The organism is Ferrimonas kyonanensis DSM 18153 (assembly GCF_000425405.1).
Taxonomy (GTDB): domain Bacteria; phylum Pseudomonadota; class Gammaproteobacteria; order Enterobacterales; family Shewanellaceae; genus Ferrimonas; species Ferrimonas kyonanensis.
On record NZ_KE384369.1, the window covers coordinates 100,375 to 118,067 of the forward strand.

A 17,693-nucleotide genomic window follows, 5' to 3' on the forward strand; every position below is an offset into this window, starting at 1 on the left:
GATAGACAGCATCACTGACAACAATAGTGAATAAAACCAATAAGGAGCGGCTTTGATTCCAGTTGGGGACGACAGCAAAGCGCCAGCGACATTCAAGCCGTGGCTACCCGGCTTGCTGCTGCTGTGCCCCACTGCCCTGGCCTCCTCCGTTAACCCCAATCAATGCCAACCGGAACAGGTGGTGATCACCACCAACAATGTGTTTGAGCAGCAGGAGAGTGGCTTTACCTGGATTCACGAGTGGGCCAACTGGCTGCACCCGGTTACCCGCACCGTCACCGTCGAGGACCAGATTCAAGGCTTCGACCTGTGCAGTGCCGACGAAGACCTCTATGAGGTGGAGCGCCACCTGAGAGAGCTGAGCTACCTGCGCAGCGCCACGGTCACCCGCAAAGTCGACGCCGGCGAAGAGCGGCTGGTGGTGGAAACCTGGGACACCTGGTCTCTGCTGCCCAAATTTGACTTCTCCCGTCAGGGGGGCGAGTCCAAGTTCGGCATCGGCATCATCGAGTCCAACCTGCTGGGGTTCGGCGCCCAGACCGAACTGGCCTACTTCTCCGAGACCGGTCGCACCGGCTACGTCTTCGATCTGCAGACCGGTTTGTTTCAGGGCAACCACCTCTCCGCCCGCGTCACCCTGATCGACTCCGACGACGGCGAACGCCAGTTCCTGCAGCTGAAACGGCCGTTTTACTCCATGGACAGCCGCTGGGCCGGTAACCTGTCTCTGGACCAGGAGCAGCGCGAGGATCAGGTCAAACAGGGGGGCGACACCATCAACGAGTTTGCGGTGGAGCTGGACAACCACGACGTGTCTCTCGGCTGGTCTGACGGCCGGGTCGGCGATCATACCCTTAGATGGCAACTGGGGTTTCACTATTGGGATCAACGTTTCGCGGCCATCGACGACACCACGCTGGTGCCCGATGACCGCAAACAACAGCAGTTGTGGTTGCAACTCGGGTTGCTGGAAGACCACTACGCCGAGGTGTATAACCTCTACCTCATCAACAAGGTGGAAGACGTCAACTTTGGCATCAACAGCTGGCTGCGTCTGGGCTGGGACTTTGAGCACGGCGCGCCGGCACTGACCACCGGCTTTCAGCGGGGCCATCAGATAAATGGCCACCAGCGCTGGTTCTACTCCCTGTACCTGCAAACCGACCCCATCGACGGCGATCGCTATCGAACCCTGGCCAGTGCGCGCACCGAATGGTTTCATGCCCTCGCCGACCAATGGGCGTGGTTTAACAAACTGGAGTTAATCGCCAGCCACAACCAGTACCTGGACGAGCCGGTGGCGCTGGGAGGAGATACGGATCTGCGCGGCTACCCGGTGCAGTTTCAACACGGCGACCATACCGCCCTGATGAGCAATGAGCTGCGCTACTACCCGGGCATCACCTGGTACCAGCTGCTGGAAGTGGGCGGAGTGGTGTTCTGGGATCTGGGCCGCACCTTTGGTGACACCCCCTACCAGGAAGAGAATACCGAGTTGCTGCAGAGTGTCGGCATCGGCATGCGCCTCTACTCCTCCCACTCCAGCAACAACGTCATTCACATGGACCTGAGCCACCCCATCACCGACCAACAGGGGGTCGACAACATCGAATGGCGGCTGCAGGTCCGCAGCTACTTCTAGTTCAGGCCGGACACCACTTCGGCGGCCTGTCGAATGGCACGCTTGGCATCCAGCTCCGACGCCAACTCGGCGCCGCCCACCAGAATGTAAGGGATCTGCGCCGCTTCCAGATCGGGCACCAGGCCGCGATTGGACTCCTGGCCGGTACAGAGCACCACGTGATCCACCTCCAGCACCTTGTCCTGATCGTCGTGGCGAATGTGCAGGCCCTTATCGTCTACTTTCAGGTACTCCACCCCAGACATCATGGTCACGCCACGATCCTTAAGCACGGTACGGTGGATCCAGCCGGTGGTCTTGCCCAGCCCTTTGCCGGGCTTGGTGGTTTTGCGCTGCAGCAGGGTAATGTCACGGGCCGATTCAAAGGCGGTGCTGTCCCGTTCGGTCAGGCCGCCGCCTTCGGTGTAATCCGGGTCTACGCCCCACTGCTTCAACCACACCTGGGGATGCAAGGTGGCAGATTCATGGGCCTCAGACAGGTATTCGCCCATATCAAAGCCGATACCACCGGCCCCCATCAAGGCCACTTTTTTGCCCACTTCTACCTCGCCATTGAGCACCTGCTGGTAGGTCACCACCTTCTGATGATCCACACCCTCGAGCTTTGGCACTCGCGGGGTCACCCCGGTGGCCAGCAACACATGGTCAAACGCCTTCAGGGTGTCGGCGTCGGCAGGACAGCCCAGCTTCACCTCTACACCGAGGCGATTCAGGCGTTGACGGAAATAATCCAGCGATGCGGTAAATTCCTCTTTGCCCGGGATCTTACTGGCAAGATTGAACTGGCCGCCCAGGGTATCGCTCTTTTCAAACAGGGTTACACTGAAGCCACGCTCGGCGGCATAACAAGCACTGGACATGCCCGCCGGACCGGCGCCCACCACCGCCACCCGCTTACCAGAAGCGGTCGGCTCCAGTTTCAGCTCGGTTTCGTAACAGGCAAAGGGGTTCACCAGGCAGGTGGCCCGCTTCAGAGAGAAGGTATGATCCAGGCAGCCCTGGTTGCAGCCGATGCAGATGTTGATGTCTTCCGCTTCATCTCGGGCCGCCTTGTTAACGAACTCCGCATCCGCCAACAACGGCCGGGCCATGGACACCATGTCTGCCTGACCACTGGCCAGAATCCCTTCGGCCACTTCCGGGGTATTGATGCGGTTGGTGGCCACCAGAGGCACGCTGACCTCCTTGCGCATGCGTTCGGTGATGAAAGAGAATGCCGCGCGCGGCACGCTGGTGGCAATGGTGGGAATGCGGGCTTCGTGCCAACCGATGCCGGTGTTGATGATGGTGACGCCGGCTTGTTCCAGCCACTTGGCCAGTTGCACCACCTCCTGCCAGTCATTGCCGCCTTCGACCAGATCCAGCATCGACAAACGGAAGATAATGATAAATTCGGGGCCGACTGCCTCACGAATCGCTCGCACTACTTCCAGCGGGAACTTCGCCCGCGCTTCGATTTCGCCGCCATACTCATCGGTACGCTTGTTGGTGCGGTTACACAAAAACTGGTTCAGCAGATAGCCTTCGGATCCCATCACCTCGACACCGTCATAACCGGCTTTCTGAGCCAATTTGGCCGAGCTTGCGTAGTCTTTTACCGTACCTTTGATCTGGCGAACACTGAGCTTGCTGGGCTTGAACGGGTTGATGGGCGCCTTGATCTTGCTGGCAGAGACACTGAAGGGGTGGTAGCCATAGCGGCCGGCGTGCAGTAACTGCATGCAGATTTTGCCCCCCTCCTGGTGCACGGCATCGGTGATTTTGCGGTGACGGGACACCTGCCAGGGGAACGACAACTGACTGGAGTGCGGCGCCAGACGACCGCGAAAGTTCGGGGAGATCCCCCCGGTAACGATGAGGCCTACGCCGCCTCGCGCCCGTTCTGCGAAGAAGGCAGCCAATTTATCGAAGCCGCCCTTCTCCTCTTCGAGCCCGGTGTGCATGGAGCCCATTAAGACGCGGTTTTTCAATGTGGTGAAGCCCAAATCCAGGGGCTCTAACATGTGCGGGTAAGACATCGCTCTACCTTTAAACATCCATTTAAAACAGGTGTCCAGATTACCTTGGGGTGATCAAGATCACAACACTTGTATAGGTGTTTGAATAAAAAGGGTTACAATTGAGTCATGCAACTCGCGGAAGGGTTTTGTAGCATACGCACTGATGCTATCAGAACATTGTTCCGCCTGTCGGCAGCCAAACCAGCCCTGACAGGCGAAGCACAAAACCGGCCAGCACCATTTATTGGCCGTATTTTAGAAAAGGATTGCGACACCTATGTCTCAAAAACGACCGTTGTTGGTAAGAATATTCCGTTTTATCTGGTCCGCCTTTAACGGCATTCGCCGAACCATCATCAACATTGTGTTCTTCGGCCTGCTGGCCGCCATTGTCATTGGCATGAGCCAGGACAAGGCACCGACCGTACCGGAAGGCGCCGCGCTGGTGCTGAACCTGAACGGCAACCTGGTCGAGCAGAAGAAAGATCTCGACCCAATGCAACTGCTGGCCCGCCAGGATGACGACCAAGAGCAGGAGATCCTGCTCGACGACTTGCTGATGACCATCGACGAAGCCGCCAGTGACGACCGCATCTCCGCCATCGTGCTGCGTCCCGGCGGTGTGGCCGGCGGCATTGCCAAACTGCAACAGGTAGGCGAAGCATTGCAAGCCTTCCGTGCCAGTGGCAAACCGGTCATCGCTCAGTCCGGCTGGTACAGCCAGAACCCCTACTTCCTGGCCAGCTACGCCGATGAAATTCAGCTCAACCGCAGCGGCATGGTGTCCATCGAAGGCATGGGCATGTACCGCCTGTTCTACAAAGAGCTGCTGGACAAAATTGGGGTGAAAACCCACCTGTTTCGGGTCGGCAAGTACAAGTCGTTTGCCGAGAGCTATACCCTGAACGAAATGTCCGAACCGGCCAAAGAGGCCAACCGTGCCCTGCTTGGCGATATCTGGGGCCACTACAAATCCACCATTCACGCCAACCGCGACCTGCAAGACGGTCTGTTTGATCGCAACCTCGACCAGCTGGAAGCGGCCCTGAAGGCCTCCAACGGCGACTTCAGTCAGTACGCCTTCGACAACGGCCTGGTGGACTCGCTGATGACCTCGGTCGAGATGCGCGACGCCCTGATTGAACGCTTCGGCACCCTGGCGGAAGACGACAGCAAGTTTAACGGCATCGGCTGGCAAGACTATCTGAGCCAGATTCCACCAAAACTGGACCTGTTGACCAGCGACACTCAGGTGGCCGTAGTGGTGGCCCAGGGCACCATTTTGCCTGGCAACCAACCTCCGGGCACCGTCGGCGGCAACTCTATGGCCAAACTGCTGCGTGAAGCCCGGGAAGACGCCAAGATCAAAGCCGTGGTGATTCGCGTCGACAGCCCCGGCGGCAGCGTGTTTGCTTCGGAGCAGATTCGCCAGGAGATCCTGGCTCTGAAACAGGCCGGCAAGACCGTGGTCTCCTCCATGAGTTCGGTGGCGGCTTCCGGCGGCTATTGGATCTCGGCCAACACCGATCGCATCTATGCCATGCCATCGACGGTCACTGGCTCCATCGGCATCATCGGCATGATTCAAACCTTTGAAGACACCGCCGCCACCGTTGGCGTCAACATGGATGGTGTCGGCACCACCGAGATGTCCGGTTTGAACGTGTTCTCACCACTGCCAGAACAGTTCAAGTCCATCATGCAGATGAATCTGGATAAGGGCTATCGCGACTTCATCGAGCTGGTCTCAACGGCCCGAGGTCTGGATCTGGATCAGGTCGAATCACTGGCACAAGGCCGGGTCTGGAGCGGCATCGCCGCCAAAGAGCTGGGGCTGGTGGACGAGCTGGGCGATCTGGATGACGCAATTGCCGGCGCCGCCGAACTCGCCGGACTGGAGAGCTTTGATACCGTGGTGATCGAGCAACCGGTCAGCCCAGAGCAGGAGTTTCTGCGCGAGTTTCTCGGCAGTGCCGGTATCGAACTGCCCAGTGGCGGCCCCAGCCTGTTGTCTCAGCTGAAACAGCAGTTGCTGGCGCCATTGGAGCAGCGGTTGTCGCTCACCGATCCGGCCAACACCTACCTGTTGTGCCTGGAGTGCGGTGAGTTGTAATCACAATCTCAGCGTTTAACAAAGGCCTCCGTTCGGAGGCCTTTTTGCTATCTTGAAGAGGCGCGCTATAATCCGCCCATTCTCGCTAAGGCCTCTGACAATAATGACAAAAAAACGAATCTACATCGCCTATACCGGCGGTACCATCGGCATGCAGAAAACCGACCAGGGCTACGCCCCGACCGCCGGCTTTCTGACCCAGCGAGTCAAGGCCAACCCGGAATTTCAGCGCCCGGAGATGCCGGAGTTCGCCATTACCGAGTACTCAGACCTGATGGACTCGGCCAACATGACCCCACAAGACTGGCAGATCATCGCCGACGACATTCGCGACCACTATGACCAGTTCGACGGTTTTGTGATTCTGCACGGCACCGACACCATGGCCTTCACCGCGTCGGCGCTCTCCTTCATGTTAGAGGGGCTGACCAAGCCGGTGGTGGTCACCGGCTCACAAATTCCTTTTGCCGAATTGCGCTCCGACGGTCAGCACAACTTGCTCAATGCCCTGTACCTGGCGGCCAGCCACCCGGTGGGCGAGGTGTGCCTGTTTTTCAATAACAAGCTGTTTCGCGGCAACCGTACCACCAAGGTCCACGCCGACGGCTTCGATGCCTTTGACAGCCCCAATTTGCCGCCGTTGCTGGAAGCAGGAATTCACATTAAACCCAGCCCTGGCGTACAGGCGCTGGCCGCCAGTGGGCCTCTCAAGGTTCACCCGATCACCCCGCAGCCCATCGGCGTGGTCACCCTGTACCCGGGCATCGACTCGACGGTGATCGGCAATATCCTAAAACAGCCGGTCAAAGCGTTGATCCTGCTCTCCTTTGGAGTGGGTAATGCACCACAGCGACCGGAGCTGCTACAGCTGTTCCGGGAGGCTCGGGATCGGGAGGTGATAGTGGTGAACCTGACTCAGTGCCTGCAGGGTAAGGTCAATATGGCCGGGTACGCCACCGGTAATGCCCTGTCTCGGGCCGGTGTGATCAGCGGCTTTGATATGACCACCGAAGCCGCCCTGGCCAAGTTGCACTTTCTGTTGAGCCAGCCGATGAGCTTTCAACAGCGACTGGACGCGATGGAAATGAGCCTACGGGGCGAATTAAGCGACTGAACCCTAGCCGACCGACAGCGGTCGCCTCGGTGACGGCGCCAATTCACTGGCCGGTACGCCGAGACTCAGTACAATCTGAGGTCGGCTTCCCTCCAGCAAACCGGACAGTTCGTCGCGCAATTCAGGCACCTGAACCGCTTGATTCAAAAAAGACGCCTGATAGCCGTGATGGTTGGCGGCCAGCAGCAGTCGCTGCAGCGCTCGCCCGGCATCGAGCCACAGCCGTGGCGTATCGGCGTCGGTAGACAAAGCCAGCAACAGCGGCGCCGACTGCGCCTGTTGACGGCTGGACAAGGCCAGCAGCCGCCCCAGGTTAAACCTTCGTACCGCCCATCCAATCCCCCTACCCCAAGGCGAAGGCACCACCAGGCCGTCGCCTTCTGTGGCCGGTCGCATCCAGGCCGCCAGCTCCCGGCGCCAATCGACGTTGGCCCACAGTTGCCTATCGCCTTCGGCCACCAACGCCGCCACCAAGGCGCGTCGACCGAGGTTGTTCAGGGACGTCAGGCTCACGCCCGTCCCCTGAATCGCCTGGTGCAAACGGGGAAACAGACACGGATCCACCGCCGCCTCAGTAAACCGGCCACGATGGGTATGTCGACGGCCGATGCAGCGGCTCAAGGGGTTCAGCGATCGAAGATGGCGACCGCTGCGGCTAAGGGTGACAGTCGCCAACAGTTGTGGTCGGTCGGGATCGGGCAAGGGCTGAATCTGCGCCGTCATGTCCGCCTCGTTGGCCGCCAACACCAGGGTTTCCAGGACGCAGCCGCAACTGATGGTCAGTTCACGGTTGTGGGGGTCGTTGACCGGCAGCGCTCGGGAGTCATCCGCCAGCAATTCAATCACAGGCTCAAACACCCTAAACCGCCATGGCTGTGTGTTGTGGCTGGAAGGGGCCAGGCAGGCCCGTTCCAGAATCTGAGTAACGCTGGCATTCCAGTGTTGCGAGTCGTCCATGTCATCGCTCCCGCTGATCAGTCCTGAGTAGACTCTGCGCTGGCCTGCTCCGCCGCCCGAATCCGATCCAGGGTATCGGGGTGGGTACTGAAGTAATCGTCCCAATGCACCTCGGGGCCGGCCTGGGCAGGCGCCTTAGTCGAGCCGGAGCTCAACAAGCGCATGGCGTCGGCAAAATGCCGCGGCGACAACCCCAGCTGCACCAGCTTGTCGTAGGCGTACTGGTCGGCTTCGGTTTCCATCTCTCGGGAAAAGGCATTTTCCACCAAGCTGGCTCCGGCGCCGATGATCATCTCGCCAGCCCCTTCAATATCCCCCAGCAGCACCGCGAACAGCAAGCTATTGGCGCTGGCCCTGGCCAGTAACTTAAGCCCATGCTGGTGCTGAACATGGCCCATCTCGTGCAAAAGCACCGCGGTCAGCGCCTTGGGGTGATCCTCCATCAGGGTCACGATGTCATCCAGGACCACCACGGTACCATCGGGCAGCGCAAACGCATTGGCACCGATGGGACCGCTGCGAAACTGCAGCCGATAACCGTTGTCTGTCATCGCCAGTGTCGACAGCGTTGAGTGCCAGTTCTGGGTGACGGCCTGGCGCTGCTGCAGTGACAGGGTACTGGGCTTCAACATGGTTGTGTCCATCAGATACAGCGTATGCTCACTGACGGTATCCGCAACGACTTCCGGCAGTAACGACACCGACGCGTCCGCCGCCGCCGGCACCGCCCGGGTCAACATCAGCCACAGGAACAGCGGTACCAGCACCACCGCCACCAGCACAGCGCTCCAATGACCTTCCAGCCAATGAATCAGCCGCTGCGACGTCGCCATTCCCGGCCAGCGGAAATCGACGTCATCGGGGGTGAATCGGCCGCCATCGCTAAACTGCAACTCCACCGCCAGGCCGGGCAACAGATCGCCAATCTGGCACTGTTCCAGCATCGCCTGACGATGCACCTGCGTCTGAGCCTCCAGGGTCAGCACCACCTGGCCGTCGGCCACTTCAACCCGGGCCGCCTGACAGACGTTGCTGTCTGGCGCCACATAACTCCCTGTGATGCTATCGACCATCGTTGCCCCGCTCAGGTAATGGACAGATCGAGATCAAACACCCCGGCCGCCTCTTCGCCGAACGCCGAGTCGTCGCCGCTGACGGTATTGGTTAACGCCTGTGCCCCGGGATGCAGCGCTACCCCCACCGACTCGGTGATGAACGCCATCTTCCGTACCTGAGTCACGGGATAAGCCAGCCCCAGAGTACCCAGCAGCATCGCCGCATTGGTGGTCATCATGGCCACATAGCTCCCTACACTGATCTTCGGCTCGAAACTCACCACGTTGTCGATCTGTGTCTGCTCAAACACATGATTGAGGATCATGCCCTGATACAGCGAGCGCACCAGGAAACTCACCAAAAACGCGCCACTGTACATCAGCAATATCGGCAACAGCTGAATCTGCGCCTCTGCGTCTCCGCCAACCTGGGTGACCATCTCGTTGACCCCGACCAGGCTGAACAGCGCGATGAAGCCAACAATGGCCAGGCCCGCAGCGGCCAAGGACGCGCCGTAATAGGGGCCTGAGTCAGTCGTCACTTCGAACCGTTTGCCGCCAAAACTGCTGTTGCCGTACAGGTACTGGTCCATCTTCTTAAACACCCAGGGCATGGCCAGGTACAGGGTAAATGCGCCGACCATGGGCAGCAGCACAAAGGTCACCAGGGTGCCGAAGTACGATCCCTCAAAGGAGAAACGCACGTTCTTATAGGCGGTCATGCGCATTGAAAACCGCATTCCCTGAAGAATCAGCCAAGGGGTGGCAACCAGCAGCCCCAGAGTCATCAGCAAGCCGGCAAAGGGCGACAACTGTGACACCAGGGTAAACAGCACCAGCACCACAACGGCGACTATGCGACCTTTGAGGATCTGCATCGGCTTAGCCAGGTAGCGAAACGGCTGGCCATCCAGTTTGGTGTGTCCCAGCATATACTGGCTGTTGCGAACCTTGGCCCAGGCGCTGTAGATCCCCAGGGTGACAATGCTCAGCAGCAGGTTGACTATCCACAGCTTAAAATACGCGCCTTTTTGACCGGTAAACTCAAACCTAACCAAGCGCTTAGCCGCGCTAGAATCGCGCTCTGCAGCTAACTGCTGATCGCGCTGGCACCGCAAATCAATCTCCTGCTGCAGGCGCTGCGCCCGTTGTGGATACTGAACTGAGTCGAGATGCTTTTGCGCATCCAAAAGTTCGGCCAGCGAATAAGCGCTGTAGTTGGGTTCCATGGTGCCTCTCTTGTCCCTGGATAGAATAATCTTCGAAAAATCAGGCCTATAGACTACCTGCATCCACCTGTGACTAAAAGAGACGGAGTTTCAATTTTCTTAGTAAAATCAGTATATTTTGTCACTGTTACCGCAGTTTTGTTATCGCCACCACAGTCAGCACCAACAGAGGCAGGTTGGAGAGCACAAACACCGCAAACCGCACTTCAATGCGGTTACCCAGCGCCTGCACCAAACTGTGGATCACCCTTAACGCCACATAGCTCCAGGCCATGACCAGCACCAAAGGGCCATCGGCACCAACGCGCTCCAGTACCCACAGCAACACATAAAACAGCAGCGGTTGTTCCAGAAGGTGGTTGTAGTTGTCTGCTTTCCAGCGCACCGGCGCCGGTAATTCGGCCATCTGCTGACCTCTGGGAGCATCGGGATCCAGCCGCATTTTGGCTCGCTGGATGGCGGGAATTCGAGTGGCGTACATCCACAGCCACATGACCAGTGTCCAGGCAACCAACACTGCCGCTGGCAACAGCAACGGCGAATGCGTCTCCATATAACCTCCCTGTCCGTTGTGATCCCATCTTCCGGTTGAGGGATGCCGCTATTACTCGATGCCAATCAACGCAAAGCCGGCAACGGCGGGCCATGTATCGAGCAAAGGCTCAGCGGTCAGACTCATCAATAAAGGTTAACCACTGTTCCAGCGCCTCAACCAGCATTCGCCGCTCAAACCGACACACCTCATCGCTGAACAGGCTCTCCAGCACCGCATCATCCCCATCGAGTAACAGGCAGTGGGCATTGCCACTGACCTCCCCCACAGAATGATCCGCCAACGCCAATAACTCCTTGGTGGCCACCACATCGGCCTGCACGTCGCTGGTAAGAAACTCCGCCAGCATGACGGGTTCATTGTCGACTTCGGCCCGGGCCGTCCCCTGTTGATCTCGATACAGCTTCATGACCACCCTCTACTGGTAAATGGGGTACGCAGTGTTGATGTTGCCTTTAGGACAATGACTTTGCCCTTGATTACACATATAGCCTTCAATGGTGATCCCATCCACTACCCCGGACCATTTTCCGTATTCCGGTTGACTCGACGCCCCATAAGCCCGAAGGATGGCCTCCACCACCTGCTGTTGGCTCCAGCTGTCGGGAAAGAAGGTGCTGTTGGCCCGTTTATCGGTCCAGCCCTGGCCATGACACAACGCCACCTGGCCCCGATAGATCCCATAACGATTGGCGGGCGCTGTTATCCTGATCAACCGGGCCCCCTGAGGATCCTTGCCGCCAGAGCGACTGTGAAACCCCACCGCCCGACCTCTTTTGTTGATCTCGCCGGTGATCACATGACCGAGGTTGACCGAAGGCTGGGTATCACTCCAGTGGGTGTAGTTCTGCTGACAGTGTTCGGCCCAGGCGGGGTGGACTGCCACCGCCACCCATGCCATCAATCCAACGAGCCATCCCTTTCTCATAACCTGTCTCCTGTGCTGGTTAGAGGGCACCACTAACAATGGAACCCAAATCTCTTTAGTGCCAATGATGGGTTCCTCCCACTAAGGCCCCCCCCGGTCCAAGGCTAGATCAAAAAAGCGCGCCCGAAGACACGCCGTTATTGAAACATCGAGGACTGCCTATTTACCCTGCCGGGGGAACGTATGCCTCGGTGCCCCACAGAGGTACCGTAGACAAGCTGTGTTTATAGCTGCCCTTGGTTTCCTTAGTGCTGTAGGCAATGTACAACAGAGTCTGGGTTTTCTGATCCAGGATGCGGCGGATCTTCAAAGTCTTAAACAGCACGCTTTTGGACTTCTTAAACACCACCTCGCCAGACTTGCCAGTATCAATCTGACTCAGCATGGCCGAGGTAATGGGCCCGGTCTGACGACAGGCGATGCCCATGTCGCTGGGGTCGGCAAAGTCCAGATCCGCTTCGATGTTGGAGATGTGGCAGGTCACGCCGGTAACCACCGGGTCCTGCAACACTTCGACTTTAATGTCTTTGGTGGTGAACAGGCCCAGAGACACATCCCCCACTTCGTTATTATCACAGCCACTCAACAGCAGGGTTGCGGCCAGGGCCGCCCAAACTGGTTTCATCGATTACTCCGGTTTGATTCGAGCGATCTGCTGTTCATCAAACTGATGCTTCAGCACGTCTTTCGGCAGGTGGTTAATCTGACCGTCCTTACCGACGGTCAGATGCTGGTTATCGGTGTTGTGATTGGCCTGCCACACGATCAACGCCTGCATCGCCGCCTCCCGTTGTTCGTCACTGACCAATGAGCCATCGGGCCACTTGCCAATCTCAACCGCCGTTTGCAGCCGCGCAGCCAGTTCGTCGTTCATACCGGCGGCCAGTTGTTGCCAATCCATGCCTTAACTCCTCTTGTCCAATGCCAGGCGTATCCGGGTAACCAGGTAACCCACAAATCCTGCGGCCATCAGGCCGATGCCGGTGGGCTGGCGCCAGTTTGCGGCGGCCTCCCCGCCCCAGAACCACAGTGCAAACCCACCGACAAACGCCAGCAGTGCCACAAAGCTGTGATTCATCAGTTGGGTGCGTTTATTGATGGCAGAAATACGTTGCGCCGATTCAATGGACTCGGTGTCCGCGGTCAGATCCACCTTGCAGTGGGAGCAACTCTTAGCCTTATCGGAGATTCGTTTACCACAGGCGGGACAATCAATTAATGCCATTTCCACTCCTTTGTGTCTAAGTTTACGGCAATGGCATAACAGGGGGTAAGCCGTAAACAGCAGTGCGCCGCCTACTATTACAGAGGCGGCGCACAAGGTAAAGCCCTATGGCGGCAGATTCCGGCCTAGTCGTTGGCGGACTCGATCTTACTGGCCTTTGGCTTCACATCCGGCGACGTACGCCAGTATTCGGCCACGGTCTGCTTCATCTCCTTGGACAACAACAGCAACCCCACCAGGTTCGGCAGCGTCATCAACACGATGGACACCGCCGCCAGATTCCAGACCACGGTGGTATCTGCCACTGCGGCCACCATGAAGCCCGCTACATAAAACACCCGATAGGTGAGAATCCAGCGACTGCCAAACAGGTAGGTCACCGCCCGATCACCGTAGTAGGACCAGGCGATGGCGGTGGAGAAGGCGAACAGCAGCAGGCCGATGGACACCACGTACTGGCCGTAGTCACCGAAGTAGCCTCGAGTAAAGGCCTTGGTGGTCAACTCGGCGGAATGAATCAGCGATCGCCCTTCGATGGTCACGTCCAGATCCAACGGCTTGCCCTTGCTGATCTCCAGGTTGCCACTGAACGGGAACCCCTTGACCGTGTAGCGCACGTCCTCGGCCACAGAGCGGGCGGCGATGAGGGTAAAGTCCTGGTTTACCGCCTCGCCATCGCGAATCACGATGACACCATTGTAGGCGTTCACCTCACTGTCCGCGCCGGTGAGATAGTGGAACAGTTCCGTCTTGTCCACATCGCTGCTGTCGCTGTAATGGCCACTGATGAATTCGAGGTCGGCAGTCTGGAAGCTGTTGTGATGCTTTTCGGTCCACACCCCGGAGGAGAGAATCACCATCCCGGTCAGGGTGCAGACGATGATGGTGTCGATGAAGGGTTCAAGAATCGACACCATGCCTTCGGAAACCGGCTCATCGGCTCGAGCAGAGGCGTGGGCGATGGGCGCACTACCTTGACCCGCTTCGTTGGAGAACAGGCCGCGGTTAACGCCACGGTTAAAGGCGTAGGCAAAGGTCGCCCCCAGGAAACCGCCGGTGGCAGCAGAGCCGGTAAAGGCGTCGGCGAACACCGACAGGAAAGACGGCACCAGGTTTTCGATATTGAAAACGATCACCGACAGTGCGCCGATGACGTACAGCACCGACATCGCCGGCACCAGGGTCGAGGTCACCTTGGCGATGCGGCTAATGCCGCCGAGAATCACCAGGGCCAACAGCACCGACAACACGCCGCCGGTCATTACCGGCGCGATGCCAAAGGTGGCTTCCATGCTGACGGCAATGTTATTAACCTGGGGCATGTTACCGGTACCGAATGAACTGACGATGGTCGCCAGGGCGAAGATCACCCCCAGCCATTTCATGTTCAGCGCCTTGTCCATGAAATACATCGGGCCACCGGCCATGGTGCCGTCATCGGTCTGTTCCCGGTACTTATGGGACAGGGTCACCTCGACGAACTTGGTGGTCATGCCCAAAAATGCGGTCATCCACATCCAGAACAACGCCGCCGGACCACCAAGGAAGATCGCCAGCCCTACCCCACCGATGTTACCGGTACCGACGGTGCCGGACAGCGCCGTCGACAAGGCCTGGAAATGACTGGTATCGCCGGGAGCACGTTTATGATCGTGCTTACCACCGACAATCTGCCAGGCGCGGCGGAAGTAGCGGATCTGCGGAAAACCCAGGTACAGCGTAAAGAACAGACCGACACCCAGCAGCACCCACGGGAACCATGGGGCCGAACCGAGTATGCCGTCGAGGGACAGCAGAAAGTTGTTGATTGCCTGCAAAACGAATTCCTTATTATTGTGTTCGGCCACTCCAGGCCATCAAAAGCTGCATCGGTTTCAGGGCTATCTCGGACAGAGGTTCTGACTGTCCTTGGGGGCAAAACGATCGAGTGCCGCTTAATTTGCCAATAGAAACACCCTGTTACAGAGCAGTTAAGACCCTACACTATCAACAACAAAAGGGCAGACTCAAGGAAGGGTCAACTCGGCAAAGCTGAGCATTGTGCCAGACTACCGCCATCAGGCAGCAGGTAGTGCTGGCCCCCGGTCTTTGAGGGCCGAATCCCTCGCTAAAGCCAGGAAAATGGCGGGTATTGCTCCAATTGCGACAATCTCAACTTTCCTGATCTGAAGCGGGATTATCCGCCGCCGCCTGCAGCATGAAGTCGCCGGCTGGCGCGGTATGACTCAACTTGGCGGCCACGTCGAGAATGCCGTCCAACAGTGGGCTGTCCTTGCGGTACGCCAGATACACCGGCCGCTCTATCAGGCTCTCGTGAGCCACCTGGTACAACTGACCACTGTCGACAAACGGCTGGGCCATGGACTGCGGCAGGTAGGCCGCCCCGCCCCGGCTCAGCAGCACATCCAGGGCGATGCGGGCCCCGGAGGTGCGCATCGACGGCGCGCCGAGATTGGGGTGTCGGCGTGCGTGCTCCTGGGAAAACGCCACCCCCCAGTCCAGATACACGTAATCCTGATTCAGGGCCTGCTCCAGTTGCTGGCTGCGGGTACTGACCAGCACCAGTGGCAATGTTGTCATCTGCCGGCACTCCAGCAGTTCCGATTTCACCGGCTCAAACAGGATCCCCATGTCCAGGGTGCGTTGCAACAACGCTCGGTTCACCTGCTCCTGACTCAGGGTGTCGGCACAAAACGCGTAACCGGTCAGGGTCTCGGTGATCACTCCCAGGCAATGCTGCAGATAGGCATCCCAGATGTTGGGGGTACCGGCGATGGTAAGCTGAGCCTGCTCCTGATGAGTCAGCTTCAGGTCGTCTTTGGCCTGCTGCAGGGTGCTGACCATCACCTCGGCATAACGGACCAGCCGCTCTCCCGACGACGTTAGATGGATGTTGTTGCGTTGACGAACAAACAAGGTGGTATCGAAATACTCTTCCAGCTGTTTGATGCGGGCACTGACGGCAGCCTGAGTAATATTGAGTCGCTCTGCCGCCCGGCCAAAGTGGCGCTCTCTGGCCACTTCCAGAAAGGTTCTGAACCCTTTTACGTCCATTTTTCACCTCACACATTTGTGGCGAAATAGTAACAACCGAATTTTGTCGTGACGATAGAAATATACCGTTTTTCTTTTCTTGGCCGACGCCCTATCTTGCGCCGATTCTCCACATCGGAGCCACCCATTAACCCATTGTAAGGGTTTCATTTAGATAGGGTCAGTTTGGCCAAGTGTCTGCAGACGACGCCGATGACATCAAAGAGTGCCACAAGCTCCCCAACGCAAGCGGGCAAAAGCGACCATTTCACCCCACTCAAACGCTGGATACTGGGAAGATGGTCCGCTAAGCCAAGGAAGAAAGCCCTTGGGAGCGGCCTTCTCGAGAATGAACTGCTCAACAACGCCGCGCCCTTCTGTACAGAAAGGTGGTCAAGAAACGCTCACGCTTTCGCCCTGGTGCATTGATGCCTACAACGGTGAGCCGTTCCAATCTCCAGTTTTTTTCTTTAAAAATTATCGAATTAGCTAGAAAGATCTCTATCTATGTATTTTACTTAAAACAGGCAACCACGATTCACGGATGAGAAACATGGCGAACAAAAAAAGCGTCGGGGCAAGCGGGAAAAAAGCAACCAGCAAAGGTAAGAAGAGTCACGGGTTAGAACAAAAGCAACCAACAAAAAAAAAGAAGCTCAGACTGCATTCACACCTAAAGGTTAATATCCCACTTTTTCAATCACTCATGATGATACTGCCATCATTGGCTAAACAGGTTGCTGCCGAGAGTGCAGGCAATTCCGCTGATAACTCAGATCAAGTAACCGCCGATAGGGTGACAGAAAAAGATGCCATCGACGACCATGGAAAAACGGACTTATCAGCAGTTACTCATCAAGAGGCTCAAACGAGTGACAACGACGTAAACTCAACCTTAAGTGCCAGTCACACTCCCCGTGGATCCCACGCTCACTTTGTTCCCTCTCATCATTTATCGGCGCTGTCTCACCCTCAAGTCCATTACATTCCTTCGGTATCGATGCCGACCATCTCATCAGGAAGCAACAGCCATCCCACTCATTCGAATGGGGCTACGACACCCGATTTACCCGTTACCTTCATGCCAGAAGTCATAAAAGGTACGTACGGAGAGCTCCATGTCGATGCCAATGGTCAATACACATTTGTATTGAATCCAGATTCACCTCACTACATCCTGTTGAATCAGCACCAACAAGGCACTGACCATTTCTTGTTGCATCTCTCTAATGGCTCGAGCGTCATTGTTCAAATTCCAGTCACAGGAAAGCAAGACACGCCAGCGATTTCTGGTGACTTAACAGGTGTTGTTACGGAAGATCATAATATTGATTCACAGGGCTTGTTACATGCGAACGGTAAAATTGATGTCATAGACCCTGATCAAAATGAAAGTTCGGTGAAGCCAGAGGTCATCTCTGGGAAGTATGGCTCATTGACGATCGATGCCGATGGACACTGGAGATATCAAGTTGATAACTCGCTCTCTACTATCCAAGCGTTAACCGAAGCCACTTCATTGCACGAAAGCTTCACTATTCACACCAAAGACGGCACGCCGCAAACGATTGATATGACGATTGGCGGCAACGACGACAATGCCGTAATTACGGGTGTGGATGCGGGTGCGGTAACAGAAGATTTAACGACGCACGTTCAAGGCCAGCTTTCAGTAACGGACTCCGATCTTAGCGAGGATCATTTTCAGGCATCACAACTGACTGGCAATTTTGGTACATTAGTTATCACGAAAAATGGAGCGTGGACCTACGATCTCGATAACACCAACCCAGCCGTGCAAGCCTTGGGCAAAGGCGCGGCGGCCACCGACACCATCACCGTTC

The 17,693-nt window shown here is 57.3% G+C and carries 16 protein-coding genes; 4 read left to right on the top strand and 12 right to left on the bottom strand.

Translation table 11 applies throughout. The features are described from left to right. The first annotated feature begins 52 nt into the window (after positions 1-52). Positions 53-1,642 carry a ShlB/FhaC/HecB family hemolysin secretion/activation protein gene (locus tag H598_RS0121760; protein WP_028114893.1) on the top strand — a complete coding sequence of 530 codons (1,590 nt, stop codon included), beginning with the start codon at positions 53-55 and terminating at the stop codon, positions 1,640-1,642. Here H598_RS0121760 and H598_RS0121765 read toward each other — a convergent pair. Continuing rightward, positions 1,639-3,660, bottom strand: a complete 2,022-nt coding sequence (locus tag H598_RS0121765) for an NADPH-dependent 2,4-dienoyl-CoA reductase (protein WP_028114894.1) — start codon at positions 3,658-3,660, stop codon at positions 1,639-1,641. The genes H598_RS0121760 and H598_RS0121765 overlap by 4 nt on opposite strands. 259 nt (positions 3,661-3,919) lie before the next feature. On the opposite strand from H598_RS0121765, the gene sppA reads away from it, so the two are divergent. Then, the gene (gene sppA, locus H598_RS0121770) at positions 3,920-5,755 is read left to right on the top strand and encodes a signal peptide peptidase SppA (protein WP_028114895.1); all 1,836 of its coding nucleotides are present in this window, start codon (positions 3,920-3,922) and stop codon (positions 5,753-5,755) included. 103 nt (positions 5,756-5,858) lie between these two features. Continuing rightward, positions 5,859-6,869, top strand: a complete 1,011-nt coding sequence (ansA, locus tag H598_RS0121775) for an asparaginase (RefSeq protein ID WP_028114896.1) — start codon at positions 5,859-5,861, stop codon at positions 6,867-6,869. 3 nt (positions 6,870-6,872) lie between these two features. Here the strand turns inward: ansA and H598_RS0121780 are convergent, their stop codons facing one another. The 11 genes from H598_RS0121780 to H598_RS0121830 all read right to left on the bottom strand — a co-directional run bounded on the left by H598_RS0121780 (position 6,873) and on the right by H598_RS0121830 (position 15,870). Further along, positions 6,873-7,826 carry an Acg family FMN-binding oxidoreductase gene (locus tag H598_RS0121780; protein WP_035416431.1) on the bottom strand — a complete coding sequence of 318 codons (954 nt, stop codon included), beginning with the start codon at positions 7,824-7,826 and terminating at the stop codon, positions 6,873-6,875. 17 nt (positions 7,827-7,843) lie between these two features. Then, positions 7,844-8,899: a M48 family metallopeptidase gene (locus tag H598_RS0121785; protein ID WP_028114898.1), complete on the bottom strand. Its 1,056-nt coding sequence runs from the start codon at positions 8,897-8,899 to the stop codon at positions 7,844-7,846. Positions 8,900-8,910: 11 nt separating this feature from the next. After that, a complete protein-coding gene (locus H598_RS0121790) occupies positions 8,911-10,110 on the bottom strand; it encodes a YjgN family protein (RefSeq protein ID WP_051252946.1) in 1,200 nt (399 codons plus the stop codon). 127 nt (positions 10,111-10,237) lie between these two features. Continuing rightward, entirely contained in the window at positions 10,238-10,663 is a 426-nt protein-coding gene (locus H598_RS0121795) for an MAPEG family protein (RefSeq protein WP_028114900.1), read from the bottom strand. Positions 10,664-10,772: 109 nt separating this feature from the next. Further along, the gene (locus H598_RS0121800) at positions 10,773-11,072 is read right to left on the bottom strand and encodes a hypothetical protein (protein ID WP_028114901.1); all 300 of its coding nucleotides are present in this window, start codon (positions 11,070-11,072) and stop codon (positions 10,773-10,775) included. A 9-nt stretch (positions 11,073-11,081) separates the two neighbouring features. Then, a complete protein-coding gene (locus H598_RS25825) occupies positions 11,082-11,591 on the bottom strand; it encodes an EndoU domain-containing protein (RefSeq protein WP_084144593.1) in 510 nt (169 codons plus the stop codon). Positions 11,592-11,754: 163 nt separating this feature from the next. Beyond that, positions 11,755-12,216 carry a CreA family protein gene (locus tag H598_RS0121810; protein WP_028114902.1) on the bottom strand — a complete coding sequence of 154 codons (462 nt, stop codon included), beginning with the start codon at positions 12,214-12,216 and terminating at the stop codon, positions 11,755-11,757. 3 nt (positions 12,217-12,219) lie between these two features. Further along, positions 12,220-12,492, bottom strand: a complete 273-nt coding sequence (locus H598_RS0121815) for a YeaC family protein (protein WP_028114903.1) — start codon at positions 12,490-12,492, stop codon at positions 12,220-12,222. A 3-nt stretch (positions 12,493-12,495) separates the two neighbouring features. Further along, positions 12,496-12,816, bottom strand: coding sequence for a zinc ribbon domain-containing protein (locus tag H598_RS0121820; protein WP_028114904.1), 321 nt, complete (start codon positions 12,814-12,816; stop codon positions 12,496-12,498). Between the two features lie 125 nt (positions 12,817-12,941). Then, positions 12,942-14,633: an alanine/glycine:cation symporter family protein gene (locus H598_RS0121825; RefSeq protein WP_028114905.1), complete on the bottom strand. Its 1,692-nt coding sequence runs from the start codon at positions 14,631-14,633 to the stop codon at positions 12,942-12,944. A gap of 334 nt (positions 14,634-14,967) precedes the next feature. Then, a complete protein-coding gene (locus tag H598_RS0121830; protein WP_028114906.1) occupies positions 14,968-15,870 on the bottom strand; it encodes a LysR family transcriptional regulator in 903 nt (300 codons plus the stop codon). A 532-nt stretch (positions 15,871-16,402) separates the two neighbouring features. Between H598_RS0121830 and H598_RS0121835 the strand changes: the two genes are divergently transcribed. Beyond that, a partial coding sequence (locus H598_RS0121835; protein ID WP_028114907.1) for a VCBS domain-containing protein occupies positions 16,403-17,693 on the top strand: 1,291 nt, incomplete at its 3' end.

Bases quoted from the DNA above. Each gene is read 5' to 3' on its own strand.
- H598_RS0121790 (WP_051252946.1), bottom strand. From the start codon at position 10,110: ATGGAACCCAACTACAGCGCTTATTCGCTGGCCGAACTTTTGGATGCG.
- H598_RS0121765 (WP_028114894.1), bottom strand. From the start codon at position 3,660: ATGTCTTACCCGCACATGTTAGAGCCCCTGGATTTGGGCTTCACCACA.
- H598_RS25825 (WP_084144593.1), bottom strand. From the start codon at position 11,591: ATGAGAAAGGGATGGCTCGTTGGATTGATGGCATGGGTGGCGGTGGCA.
- H598_RS0121820 (WP_028114904.1), bottom strand. From the start codon at position 12,816: ATGGCATTAATTGATTGTCCCGCCTGTGGTAAACGAATCTCCGATAAG.
- H598_RS0121785 (WP_028114898.1), bottom strand. From the start codon at position 8,899: ATGGTCGATAGCATCACAGGGAGTTATGTGGCGCCAGACAGCAACGTC.
- H598_RS0121830 (WP_028114906.1), bottom strand. From the start codon at position 15,870: ATGGACGTAAAAGGGTTCAGAACCTTTCTGGAAGTGGCCAGAGAGCGC.
- sppA (WP_028114895.1), top strand. From the start codon at position 3,920: ATGTCTCAAAAACGACCGTTGTTGGTAAGAATATTCCGTTTTATCTGG.
- H598_RS0121800 (WP_028114901.1), bottom strand. From the start codon at position 11,072: ATGAAGCTGTATCGAGATCAACAGGGGACGGCCCGGGCCGAAGTCGAC.
- H598_RS0121815 (WP_028114903.1), bottom strand. From the start codon at position 12,492: ATGGATTGGCAACAACTGGCCGCCGGTATGAACGACGAACTGGCTGCG.
- ansA (WP_028114896.1), top strand. From the start codon at position 5,859: ATGACAAAAAAACGAATCTACATCGCCTATACCGGCGGTACCATCGGC.
- H598_RS0121780 (WP_035416431.1), bottom strand. From the start codon at position 7,826: ATGGACGACTCGCAACACTGGAATGCCAGCGTTACTCAGATTCTGGAA.
- H598_RS0121810 (WP_028114902.1), bottom strand. From the start codon at position 12,216: ATGAAACCAGTTTGGGCGGCCCTGGCCGCAACCCTGCTGTTGAGTGGC.
- H598_RS0121795 (WP_028114900.1), bottom strand. From the start codon at position 10,663: ATGGAGACGCATTCGCCGTTGCTGTTGCCAGCGGCAGTGTTGGTTGCC.